General features: G+C 56.5%; 8 protein-coding genes. All 8 read right to left on the bottom strand.

Annotation, left to right across the window (positions count from 1 at the left end; genetic code table 11):
* Positions 1-8: 8 nt before the first annotated feature.
* The 8 genes from AFE_RS09380 to AFE_RS09415 all read right to left on the bottom strand — a co-directional run bounded on the left by AFE_RS09380 (position 9) and on the right by AFE_RS09415 (position 11,350).
* A complete protein-coding gene (locus AFE_RS09380) occupies positions 9-1,979 on the bottom strand; it encodes a DNA topoisomerase IV subunit B (protein ID WP_012536920.1) in 1,971 nt (656 codons plus the stop codon).
* Positions 1,980-2,267: 288 nt separating this feature from the next.
* The gene (locus AFE_RS09385; RefSeq protein WP_012536921.1) at positions 2,268-3,575 is read right to left on the bottom strand and encodes a sensor histidine kinase; all 1,308 of its coding nucleotides are present in this window, start codon (positions 3,573-3,575) and stop codon (positions 2,268-2,270) included.
* Positions 3,572-4,234 carry a response regulator gene (locus tag AFE_RS09390; RefSeq protein ID WP_012536922.1) on the bottom strand — a complete coding sequence of 221 codons (663 nt, stop codon included), beginning with the start codon at positions 4,232-4,234 and terminating at the stop codon, positions 3,572-3,574. The genes AFE_RS09385 and AFE_RS09390 overlap by 4 nt, the downstream gene beginning before the upstream one ends.
* A 77-nt stretch (positions 4,235-4,311) precedes the next feature.
* Complete coding sequence (locus AFE_RS09395; protein ID WP_009561000.1) at positions 4,312-4,623, bottom strand: PepSY domain-containing protein; 312 nt, start codon at positions 4,621-4,623, stop codon at positions 4,312-4,314.
* A gap of 195 nt (positions 4,624-4,818) precedes the next feature.
* Positions 4,819-5,895, bottom strand: coding sequence for a YncE family protein (locus tag AFE_RS09400; protein WP_012536923.1), 1,077 nt, complete (start codon positions 5,893-5,895; stop codon positions 4,819-4,821).
* Between the two features lie 42 nt (positions 5,896-5,937).
* Positions 5,938-8,964, bottom strand: a complete 3,027-nt coding sequence (locus tag AFE_RS09405; protein WP_012607294.1) for an efflux RND transporter permease subunit — start codon at positions 8,962-8,964, stop codon at positions 5,938-5,940.
* Positions 8,964-10,004, bottom strand: a complete 1,041-nt coding sequence (locus tag AFE_RS09410) for an efflux RND transporter periplasmic adaptor subunit (protein WP_009566498.1) — start codon at positions 10,002-10,004, stop codon at positions 8,964-8,966. Before AFE_RS09410 ends, AFE_RS09405 begins: the two co-directional genes overlap by 1 nt.
* Positions 10,001-11,350 (bottom strand): TolC family protein, encoded by a 1,350-nt coding sequence (locus tag AFE_RS09415; protein ID WP_012536925.1) that lies wholly within the window; start codon positions 11,348-11,350, stop codon positions 10,001-10,003. The genes AFE_RS09410 and AFE_RS09415 overlap by 4 nt, the downstream gene beginning before the upstream one ends.
* Between the last annotated feature and the right edge of the window lie 632 nt (positions 11,351-11,982).

Below are 11,982 nucleotides of genomic sequence, written 5' to 3' on the forward strand. Positions count from 1 at the left end.
TCCTCGCCTTAAATATCAATATCTGCCGTCCAGCCGTCCCGCTCCATCCATTCGCGACGCCCGCCGGCGGATTGTTTGGCCATCAGCAGGCTGAAGCGGGTATGCAGTGCCGCCTGATCAGCCGCCGTCATGGACAACGGGACGAGGGAACGGGTATCGGGGCACATGGAGGTTTCCCAGAGCTGATCCGGATTCATCTCACCCAGACCTTTGAAACGCTGTACCGAGATGGCACTTTCCTTGACGCCTTCGGTGCGCAGGCGATCTATCGCCGCGTCCCGCTCCGCCTCCGCCTCGCAGTAGATTTTACGGGCCTTGCCGCGCCAGGTGGTATCCACCCGGTATAAAGGCGGCTTGACCACGAACACATGGCCGCGCTGCAACAGCGCCGGGAAGTGCCGCAGGAACAGGGTCAGAATCAGCACCTGAATATGGCTGCCATCTACATCGGCGTCGGATAGGATCATGATTTTGCCGTAGCGCAGCCCCGCCAGCACCCGATCCGGGTCCGCCTGGAAACCGTGTGCCTCAATGCCCAGGGCCACCGCCATATTATGGACTTCCTGGTTCTTGAAGATCTGGTCTGCGTCCACTTCCCAGGTGTTGAGCACCTTGCCCCGCAACGGCAGCAAGGCCTGATATTCCTTGTCGCGCGCCGCCTTGGCGGAACCGCCGGCAGAGTCCCCTTCGACCAGAAACAACTCATTGCGCTGAATATCCTCACTTTCACAATCCGTCAGCTTGCCGGGAAGTGTCGCCAACCCCGAGCCCTTCTTACGCTCGATTTTTTGCGCGGCGCGGGTACGGGCCTGGGCGTTCTGGATCGCCAGATCTGCGATCGCCTTCCCCGCACCCGGATGGCTGTTGAGCCAGAGTTCCAGCGGATCACGCACGGTCTGCGCCATCAGCTTATGGGCGTCGCGGCTGGTGAGTTTGTCTTTGGTCTGCCCCTGAAACTGCGGATCCAGCACGCGCGCCGACAGCACCAGCGCCATCTTCCCGGTGACATCATCCTGTACCAGTTTGAGCTTGGCGGGGACGAGGCTGTGGTGTTCCATGAAACTGCGCACCGCCTCAAAAACCCCGGCCCGAAAGCCCGACTCGTGGGTACCGCCGTCCAGTGTCGGGATCAGGTTGACGTAAGTTTCCGGGTTAGGGGCGGCGCCGTTGATCCAACAGAGCGCCCAGCCCGCACCCTCCCCTTTCGCGAAACCGTTACTGTCCCCGTCCTGATAGGAGGCTCCCGCAAAAATCGGCGTGGCCAGTTCGATATCAGCGACGATTCCCGCGAGGTATTCCGCCAGACCTTCGCTATATTTCCAGACGAGGGGTTCCTGCTCCGGGAGGGTGAGGCTCACTTGCAGGCCAGGGAGGAGAATGGCCTTGGCGCGCAGGAGATGGGTGAGCTCGCGGATATTGATTTTGGCGGAGTCGAAATACTGCCCGTCCGGCCATACCTGAACCCGCGTGCCATGGGTGCGCGGGCCGCAGTCTTCCAGCCGGGTCAGCGCTTCGCTCACGTCCCCCTGCGTAAACACCAGCCGATAGCGACCGTTCCCCGACCCCTGGGGGTCGCGGGTTTTGATCTCGACTTCCACCCGCTGGGACAAGGCATTGGTGACCGCCACGCCTACCCCATGCAGGCCGCCGGAAAAGCGGTAGGCCGACTCCACATCCGTCTTATCAAACTTGCCGCCCGCGTGCAGGGTGGTGAAGGCCAGTTCGGCCGCCGGGCGGGACTCGCCGGGCGGGATACCAACCGGGATGCCGCGACCATTGTCCTCGACGATCACCGAACCATCTTCACAGACCGTCACATCGATGCGCGTCGCCTGGCCGGCCAGGGCCTCATCGGCGGCGTTGTCGATCACCTCCTGAATGACGTGGGTGGGGCAAGTCGTACGGGTATACATGCCCGGACGCAACTTGACCGGTTCGAGTCCCTTGAGGACGGTGAATTGTTCGGCGCTATAGCTCAAATGGTGGTTTCCTTCTGCCTCCCCCTATCATAAAGCGGAAAGGGTCGGATGGGCAGCCCTGTGGCCCACGCACCGCGGCCACCATATGACTTATTTCCTTTCATAGATCACCATGATGTCATGATAAATAACTATGAATATGGATAGTACAGCGATAATCAGTAGGGTGTCGATATCTGATCAATAACTTTATCTGCCAAAACAGATTCCCAGGATATTGGAATATATGGTGACGCACCCTGACGAGGCGATATCCTATCAGCAGCCTTGGCGAAACGGGTAAGAGGTTTAGACTATTTTTTGGCGATAGATGAAATGCAAGCCTGATTGGTCACATCGGGAACGCAATATAACTTGTCCGCCCAACTGTTCGGCAATGGCACGAACAATGGTTAAGCCCAGACCGCTCCCGTCTCCCGTTATACCGGGGATACGATAAAAAGGATCAAATATGCGTTCGGCCTCATCAGCCGGAATACCCGGCCCACTATCTATAACTTCCAACAGCGCATATTCTCCTTCCTGATAGGCACGCACGGTTACCTCGGAGTTTTCCGGACTATAGCGCAAGGCGTTATCCACCGCGTTGCGTAATAGGCTATAAAAGGCGGCAGCGCTTCCCTGTACCCACAACGCCGTTGAGGCATCCAGTCCGAAATCTATTTTTTTCTGCTCTGCCAATGGGTAAAGATCTTCCACTGTTTGGCGAGCAATTACCGCCAAGTCTACTGGCTCAAAGCTGGACGTGGCGGTCTGCTGCCGCGCCAAACCCAGTAATTGATCGAGCAAATGGCGGGACCGCTCCAGACCACTTTGCAAAGGCAACAAACGTTTTTGGCATTCCGAGAGAGAATCAGCCCGCTCCAGATTCTGCACCTGGAGCGACAATGCGGTTAGCGGGGTACGTAGTTCATGGGCGGCGTCGGCAATGAAACGACGCTCTTGCTCCAGCAGTATCCGAATCCTTTCCAGCAGCCGATTGATGGCCTGAAGAAAAGGGGCAATCTCCCCCGGCACTTGCTCTAGAGAAAGCGGCTCAGGGCGGTCGGCATTTTGCCGATCCATGGCCTGGGCCAGACTCTGGATCGGGGCCAAACTACGCCGCACAATAACGTGCGAAAAAACAATCAACAAGGGCACCAAAAACAACAAGGGCAGCAGGGTACGCCGTGCGCTGGCAATAGCCGCGTCACTACGCAAATCGGTGGACTGGGCCACTGCCAATGCTTCATCAGGGCCCTGTCGTCGAACAAAAACGCGCCATTCCTGACCGTTCACTGCAAGCGTATGAAAACCTGATGACAATTGCGGAGGAAGTTTCAGGGGAACATCCACTCCCTGGCAATTTACCAGGCATAACGGCTCAACCACAATGCGCACATCCGAGTCGACATCCACCGGCTCTCGACCATAGCGATATGTATTCCGCCAGATCTGGGGAGGCACCAGTGCAGCGATCTGCTGCAGTGAGGCATCCTGATAATCCTGTGCTTCATTCAAAGCCAGAAAGAAAGACGCCAAGCCGGCAAACAACCCCATGCAGACAATAGCAATACTCAACCCAATGGACAAACGTCCCTGCAAAGAACTTTTCATGGTTGACGCGGGATCATCCAACCCGCGCCACGCACATTCCTGATGACTTTGGCACCGAGCTTCTTACGCAGACCGTGAATCAGAAAATCGATGCTATTACTCTCTACACCTTCGTCCCAGCCATACAGGCGCTCTTCGAGTTGCGCACGACTGAGTATGGAACCTGGACGTAGCAACAGTGCCTGCAATAAAGCAAACTCCTTATTGGTCAACAGGACGCTGAGCTCTCCGATCTGCGCCGTATGTGTGCTTAGATCGAGTTGCAGAGATCCATTACCTAATACCGGCGAGCCCTGCCCACCCTGACGGCGGATGATGGCGCGCAAACGAGCCAGCAGCTCGCCCATGGCAAAAGGTTTGACGAGATAATCATCAGCCCCCAAATCCAGCCCCTCCACCCGATCCGCCAATGCGTCGCGGGCGGAAATAATGATGATTGGCAGGGAGTTACCCCCTGCGCGCACACGTTGCAGCAACGTACAACCATCCAGTTTGGGCAAACCCAAATCCAGAAAAATGGCCTGATGTTCCTGATTGGCAATCGCCCGCAAAGCGGTTTCACCATCACGCACCCAGTCCACTGCATAAGCCGCGTCCCGCAGCGCAACTGAAATGGCTTCACCGATCATTCGGTCGTCTTCAACCAGAAGAATACGCATTTTTTAGAGTTGAACTCCCGAAAAACTTGTAAAACCCGCCCCAAGGAGCGGGTTCACCCACTAAACACTATAGACCATCAATCCGCATGGTTGCCCTCAATCGAGTTCTCCAGAACGGCTCCGGTCCTGGCGTCAACGCCTACTTCGTGGCTGACACCACCCTTCTTGATGTCGAAAGAATAGCGCAAGCCACTGCCACCTTTCTCTTTTTCCAGTTCCTCATCGGTGATACTTCCAGGATACGCCCGCAAAGCAGTAATGCGTGCCTGTGCGATGCTGATCTTCGCCTCGCCAGCCAATTCCTGACCGGTAAAAGCGTAAGCACCAAAAGCATACAGGAACAAAACCCCGCCCAAAATACCACTTGCCAACTTTGTAGATACCTTCATGACATCGCTCCTTTTTAATGAATTGAGATGCAGATGAATCCATTTGTCTCCATCTGCTCTCACTATATTCCCCTAGTGTTAGCGCAAAATTAGCGCGGATAGAGGCCGAAGAGGAGGCAAACGGGTTACCGCATGAAAGCAATGTGAGCCTGCCGGATCGAAGTTGCCGCACATCGAAGGTAACAGCCGCACCATCTACAGCGTCGGCGCCATGATGCGCAAGACTCCGTGACCATCCACATTCTGCAACGGGAAATAAACGCGATGGGTTTGCGGATCAACGGCCACGGAGTGCGCTTCATAGGCGAGATAATTACGTCCAAGCAATCGTAACTGCTTTCCTTTAAGTTGGAAGACCGCTACTACACCACTTTCGCTGGCGACATAAAGGCGCTGCAGCCCGGGGTCGAAAGCGAGCACGTCGGGATGACGACCGGTTTTATGCACGGACAGCACGTGCATGTCGCGCATGTTGAGGAGCAGCAGCCTGGCGTTGCCGTCGCAAGCAACAAAAGCGAGACGGGCTGGCGCGTCGATCAGCAGACTGTGGTCATGAACACAAGTATCCGGCAGCCGATAACGCTGGACGATCACATTGCGGCGCGGATCGATCGCCACAATCTCGTTACGGGTCTGCACATCAGCGAATACCCGCTGGCTAACGGGGTCGTATTGCGAGTTGCCAACTTCGCCGCCCATGGCAATGGTGGCGACCCGCCGGTTGTTGCGGGTATCAACCACCGTTTCGGTCTGCCCAGTCTCGTCAGAGATGAACAGTTCGTGTACCTTCGGCGCGTAGGCCATGCCGTCGGGGTGAACACCGGTGGGCACATGGGCGATGATGTGCAATGTCTTCTCGGAAATGACTTCGAGTTGGTTGATCGCTGTCGCATTCGCAAATACTTCACCCAGCTCTGGTACGGCCAGCACCCCATGCACAGCAGGAACGCCCTTGATGTTCGCAATGACGCGGTTGTTGCGCAAATCGACTACATCGACACTGTCTGCCCCAAGATGGGAAATAAACAACAACTGCCTTTGCGGATCAACCGACTCATAGTCAAAGCGATTGATATCTTTTTTCAATGGGGCTTTCCCGGTTGACTGCTGATTGATCGGCACATAGGCCTGATCGGGCTTGCCGGGAAGTGGAAGATCCGCATGAACTACCTTGAGCGGCAAGACGGACGTTCTCTCTGCGGCCGAGGTAACGGTTCCGAGCAGCCCCGCACTCAACAAGGCTGCGACCATGATGTAACGAACTGTACGCATATATCACTCCTATGAGGTTGAAAATCAGGTGGTGAAAGCCCATTAGCCTTTTTTGAAAACCCTTTCCAGCCAAGCATAAATCCCGGGCATCACCACCAGTACCAAGGGGATTTCGGCCAGCAATCCCGAAATAATCGCGATGGCCAAAGGTGCCTGCATTTGTGCCCCGGCACCCAATCCCAAGGCCAGCGGCATGAGGGCCAGGATGGCGATGATGGCGGTCATCAGCACGGGCCGCAGCCGTGCTTTTCCGGCCCGCACCAATTCGTGTCGCTCCGCAGACTGCGCTTCCGCAAAAAAGAAAATCGCCGTTTCCGTCACAATGCCGACGATCATGGTTATCCCGATCATGGCCGTGATATTGCGCTCCGTGCCGGTCAGCCATAGACCGATAAACACGCTACCCAAGGCCAGGAGAGCGGTGGCGAGAATACTCAGGACCACGGTAAAACGCTCATAGAGAAACAGGAGCAACACCGTGACCAGCAGAATCGCAGCCAGCAGCACCAGCGCCAGTTCGCGCATGGATTGCTGCTGTTCGCGGTACAATCCGCCATATTGCAGGTAGACCCCTTGGGGTAACTGCACATGGGCCAGACGTCCCTTGACCTCGCCCATCACCGTACTCATCGCCCGCCCTTCGATACGGGCCGTCACCGCGACCATGGGCTTGAGGTTTTCCGAGTTCAGTTCCGCCTGTCCGGATTGCATACGAATTTCTGCCACCTGCCCCAAGGTCAGATAATGCCCATCGGGGGCAATAATCGGGAGTTGCCGCAGGCGATTGATTTCATTCCAGAGTGCATGGGGAGCGCGGACTCGAACCCCGATCATTTCCTGGCCTTGGGGTATCCGGCTGACCACGCGTCCTTCCATCAGGGTTTGCAACTGATTGGTGACCTGACCGGGGGTCATTCCGGCAAGAGCGGCCTTCACCGGATCCACATGAATATCAACGGCGTCGCCAGCAATGATAATCCCGTCAAACACCTCGACAACGCCTGGCACCTGACGGATTTGTCCGGCCACTTGCCGGGCCAACTTTTGCAGGGTTTGGGGATCCGCACCGAAGAGCTTGATTTCGATGGGCTGGGGTACGGCGGTTAAATCTCCGATGAGGTCCTCCATCAGTTGCCCCGTTTGCACCCGCAACCCCGGAACCTGATGATGAATCTGCTCGCGAACCGTCTTCATCACCTGCCATATGGAATGCTGTCGTTGCGCCTTGAGGCGGATGAAAAAATCTCCGGTGTTGGCTTCCGTGATGCCGCCTCCCAGCTGCAGACCCGTTCGCCGTGAATAACTGGCCACATCCCGGTTTTTGGCGAGAATCTGCTGCACCTGATCCAGCAGACGATCCGTTTCCGCCAAAGAAGTACCGGGGGCAGCGTTATAATCCAGTACAAATCCACCCTCGTCCATCGCAGGCATGAAACCGCTGCCCACCTGTGTGTAAGACCATCCACCCAAGAGCAGAAAGGTCAGTACGATCAAGGATAAAAATAATGGGCGTTGCAGAATCCTTTCCAGATATTGTCCATAAATGCTGCTGATCCAGGCCAAAAAGCGTCCCTGATGCTCCGCTTGCTCGGCATCCCGAGGCCTCAGGAGTAGATCGGCGAGAAGTGGCACCGCCAGGTAAGCGACCAGAAAGGACACCAGCAGAGCCGCAGCAATGGAAATGGCCAATGCCTGGAAAAAAGCACCGGTCACCCCGGACAAAAATGCCAGAGGTACAAAAATGATGATGGTTGCTGCGGATGACCCCGCCAGGGGTTTACTCATTTCCAGTGCCGAGAGCAATACCGACACCGGTTCATCCTCACTAGGATGTTCGGTGATGCGGCGCATGATGTGTTCGAGCATTACCACGGCATCATCCACCACCAAGCCCACGGCCGCCGCCATCCCGCCCAGAGTCATGATGTTGAAGCTCTGGTGCATCACAAAAAGGATCAGCACACTGGCGAGGAGCACACTGGGCAACACTACGGCGACAATGAAGGTCAAGCGCAAATTCCGCAAAAACACCAGCAGCACCATGGCCGCCAAACCCGCGCCGATAAAAATGGCATCCCGCACGCTGGATGCCGCGGCGGTAATCAGCTGACTCTGATCGTACCAGGTACTCAGGTTTATCCCCGCTGGAATGCTCTTGGCATCCTTGCGCAGCAGGGTACGGATAGCATGATCGATGGCCACCGTATTGGCTCCAATCTGCTGCTTGATATTGACCAGCACGGCATTTTTGCCATTGGCCGTCACCGTGGTCCACTGGGGTGCCGTGCCCACCCGGACCTGCGCAACATCCGCAAGATCCACGACCCCGGCAGCACCGGTCTTGAGCACGATATGACGGATATCCTGCACATTTTTCAGAGGGCTTTCACTCAGAATCTGATACAGGCGATAGTGGCGCTGCAAACGACCCACGGCGGTAATGACATTTCCGTTGCTCAGCGCCCGTTCCACATCCGCAGGCCTCAGGCCGTAACTCTGCAGGCGCATGGGATCCACCACCACCTGATATTCCTCGCGCGCCCCACCCTGCACCTCCACCTGCGCCACGCCGTGGATAGCCAGCAGCAGCGGCCGCAGGTCATATTCGGCATAGCGACGCAGGGCGACGGGATCCAGATGATCCGATGTCAGAGACAGACCTAGAACAGGAAACACCGTCGGGTCCATTCGCCGAGCAGTAAAACGGGTATCCGGCGGCAGGAGCGGCATCACCTTGTTTACTGCGGATTCCGCCTGCAACAGGGCTTCGGTCATGTTGCTGCCCCAGGCGAACTGCACGGATATATCTGCGGCGCCACGCGCAGTGGTAGAACGAATGCGCTCTACACCGGGGACCGCCCGCAATGCCTGCTCCAATGGCCTGGTGACAGCGATATCGGTCTGTTGAATGGGCATATTCCAGGAATTTACCGATACTTCGATACGTGGGAAAACCACATTGGGAAACAGGGCTACCGGCATTTTCATGGCGGACAGCAAACCTGCAAGCACGAGTACCAGCAGCAGAAACAGAAGCGAGCGACGATGCCGCAGTAACCAGGCACCCATCAGGATTTCCCTTCTACCCGCAAGGCCATTCCTGCTTTGAGCTCGTAGTTGCCGAGACTCACCACCGGATCACCTGCGCTGAGCCCTTGCTTCACCGCTATCCAGCCTGCCTGCTGCCAACCCGTGTCAATCCAGCGTTTTTGGGCTTTACCCGCCACATCCACGAAACAATAGGACCTGCCGTCCTGCTGCAGAACGGCACTCTCCGGGACCGCGATGACCCGTTGGTGGTGCAGGACGATTTCCGCCTGCAGCATGGCTCCCGGCAACAAATCCGGACTGGCGGGCAATGGCACCACCACCTGGGCAAGTCGGGTTTGCGGATCAATCTGGCTATAGATCTGGCTGACTTTTCCCTGCACCGGCGCCTGCCCCCCATATACGGGAAGCAGGCTCACCGAATCCCCCACATGAATACGCGGCAAGATCCCCGGTTCCACCCCCAACAAAACGCGCAGGGCATTTCCTGTGCTCAGGCTGAGCAAAGGCTGACCAGCGGGGACGAGGTCACCCTGATGCACATGCACGATGGTCACTACCCCATTGATGGGTGCGGACACTTGTCCGTTCTTCAGTTGTTGCAGACGCAACTGGATGTCCTGCAGAGCCGCCCGCGCACGAGCCAGGGATTGATCGGCAGTTTGCAGTTGGCTATTGGTCGCCAGTTGGCGCTGACGCAGGTTCGCCACCCTGTGCTGGTCGGCAATAGCGAATTTCAGGCCAATTTCCGCCTGCTTCAGTTGCAGTTGATCACCGACCGAGGGTTGTACCTGCAGCATGGGTTGCCCCTGCTTTACCCTCTGCCCGGCGGCCACCAGTACCTGACTGACCAGGGTTTCGGCTGGCAGCACGATGGTTCTGCCGTCTTCCGGCGCAAACTCTACGGTACCATAGACACGAAGCTGATCCGCCATGGACATCATTCGCGCCGGCGTGACTTTTACCAGGGCGGAAACCTCTGCCTCGGCGGATCCCGCAAACAGCAAGCACAGGCAGCATCCCCATGCCAGGATTTTTCCGCCCGAAAACCGCGTTCTCATTTCCGACTCTCCCAATCTGAATAAGGTAAACCGACCGCCATTTCCAGCGCTGCCTGCTGGGCAGCGTAGGATTCCTGCAGCGCCAGCAATTGCAGACGCTTGGCCAGGGATTGGCTGCGTACGGTCTCATAATCCAGCAATGTCACGTTGTGTTCCGCAGCGGCCCTGCGTAATCGGTTTTCGGCCTTCGCCAGTTCCGGAACCTGTTGCTGCAGGGGCTTGATTTCCTGTGCCAGGCGGCGGAGATCCGTCACCAGTCGAAAAATGTCGGCGCGCGTCTGAAACAGACGGGCGGTATAGGCTGCCCGGAGTTGCGCGCGGGTAGCCTCGCTTTCCGCAATAACCCCACGGTTCCGGTTCCAGAGGGGAATATCCAGCGTCAAACTTGGGCCGTAGCTCTGCACATTGGAGGTATCGGCGGCCCTACTGAAGCCAATGGTGAAGCCTGGGTATTGGCCGAGAATGGCACGTCGTACCCGGGCTTCCTGCGCCTGATAACCAGCCCGCAGTGCCACCAGATCAAGCCGATGCTGGTCGGCCAATGTTACCAGAAACGCGGCATCTGGCAGGCTGGGCCAGAGCCGCGGGGGCTTTATGCCGATCGCCATTTTCGGTGGCAGGCCTATGGATTGGTCGAGATTTTGGCGCAGGGTGGTGACTTGTCGACGCAAGGCGAGAGCCCGATCCTGACTATCCAGCCAGGCAATCTGCCGTAATGTTGCGGTGGTGATGGTGGTATCGCCAAGACGTAAATTTTCAGCAGAGGCTTGATACAATTTCCCGGTGGTCTTGGCCGCCGCTTCCGCTACCGCTTCCTGCGCCCGCAGATAATAAAGCTGACGGGCGAGAACGCGCGTATTACCCGCTTGCATCCACTCCTGCCAGGCGACCTGATATTGCACGGACTTTTGCTGTGCGCGGGCAATATCCAGATTGGCAGAGCGGGTAAACAGACTGGCGAGGCTCCAACTCAAACCCATGCTATAGGCACTGTAATAACCGGCTGCGACATTGCTGGGCAAGTCCGCACTGAGTGACAGTTGGGGATCGGGAAGCAAACCGGCCGCGAAAACCTGGGCCTGGGCGACCCCCAGATTGGCCCGCATGGCACGCAACTGTGGGTTGAGCAACACGGCAATCGCCCCAAGATCCTCGCCAGAAAATGGCCCATGCAAATTTATCGGCTGGGCATGAGGGTGCATCCGCGCCAGCGCCGCCGCCATTTCCCGATGCACATCCTGCACAGAGGATAGATGTCCAGGCAAGGGTGCTGCCTGATAACTCGCACATCCGGCCAGCAGTAACAACAGGCTGACCAGGATTGCAGGCCATAATCGCAATGCCATAAACCCTATGCTCCCTGAAGGGTGAAAACCCATGATGGAATGGGCATATTACCTACTCCTCCATCAGTCTCTCATGATTGAATTAGGCGAAACTTAGGATGTCGCCCCAATACGCTCGCGACATCCCGTCCCGCTTGATCTTTCCTACTCGGCATATGGATAAAGATCGTCCACTATTTGGCAGAGAATTACAGTCAAATCCATGGGTCAAAGCTTGATGAGCAGGCACCCTGCGACGATCTTCATTTTTTGCATCAAAGACAAAGGATGGTTTCAATTTTCAAGTGCAATACCGCTATATAACTCTTTGATATACCGAGATATCACTTCGGATAATGTTCGAAAACCAAAAAATTTTATGGCCTCATGGGAAATCCGCTGGCTGGGAGCCTCCGGGTGCTCCATGCATAAACTCCCCGCCATCTATTCCGGTGACCACGCTTGCTCAAGGATCATGGTCTGCACGGTCTCTGTCAAGAGACTCCCCGGCAACCGCTTGCAAAAGACAGACTCGCTGCCCCCTAAATGAGGTTCTCACGCAATAATCAAGAGCAAGAAGTGAAACACATAGTCTTTATCGAGAATGGATGAACCGGCAACAGCCCAAAAGGCATTAGAGAAGAATAACCACA

This window comes from Acidithiobacillus ferrooxidans ATCC 23270 (assembly GCF_000021485.1).
Lineage (GTDB): Bacteria > Pseudomonadota > Gammaproteobacteria > Acidithiobacillales > Acidithiobacillaceae > Acidithiobacillus > Acidithiobacillus ferrooxidans.

What these genes read in the sequence shown, in the direction of transcription:
- AFE_RS09385 (WP_012536921.1), bottom strand. Translation starts at nt 3,575, where the DNA reads ATGAAAAGTTCTTTGCAGGGACGTTTGTCCATTGGGTTGAGTATTGCT.
- AFE_RS09390 (WP_012536922.1), bottom strand. Translation starts at nt 4,234, where the DNA reads ATGCGTATTCTTCTGGTTGAAGACGACCGAATGATCGGTGAAGCCATT.
- AFE_RS09395 (WP_009561000.1), bottom strand. Translation starts at nt 4,623, where the DNA reads ATGAAGGTATCTACAAAGTTGGCAAGTGGTATTTTGGGCGGGGTTTTG.
- AFE_RS09400 (WP_012536923.1), bottom strand. Translation starts at nt 5,895, where the DNA reads ATGCGTACAGTTCGTTACATCATGGTCGCAGCCTTGTTGAGTGCGGGG.
- AFE_RS09405 (WP_012607294.1), bottom strand. Translation starts at nt 8,964, where the DNA reads ATGGGTGCCTGGTTACTGCGGCATCGTCGCTCGCTTCTGTTTCTGCTG.
- AFE_RS09410 (WP_009566498.1), bottom strand. Translation starts at nt 10,004, where the DNA reads ATGAGAACGCGGTTTTCGGGCGGAAAAATCCTGGCATGGGGATGCTGC.
- AFE_RS09415 (WP_012536925.1), bottom strand. Translation starts at nt 11,350, where the DNA reads ATGGCATTGCGATTATGGCCTGCAATCCTGGTCAGCCTGTTGTTACTG.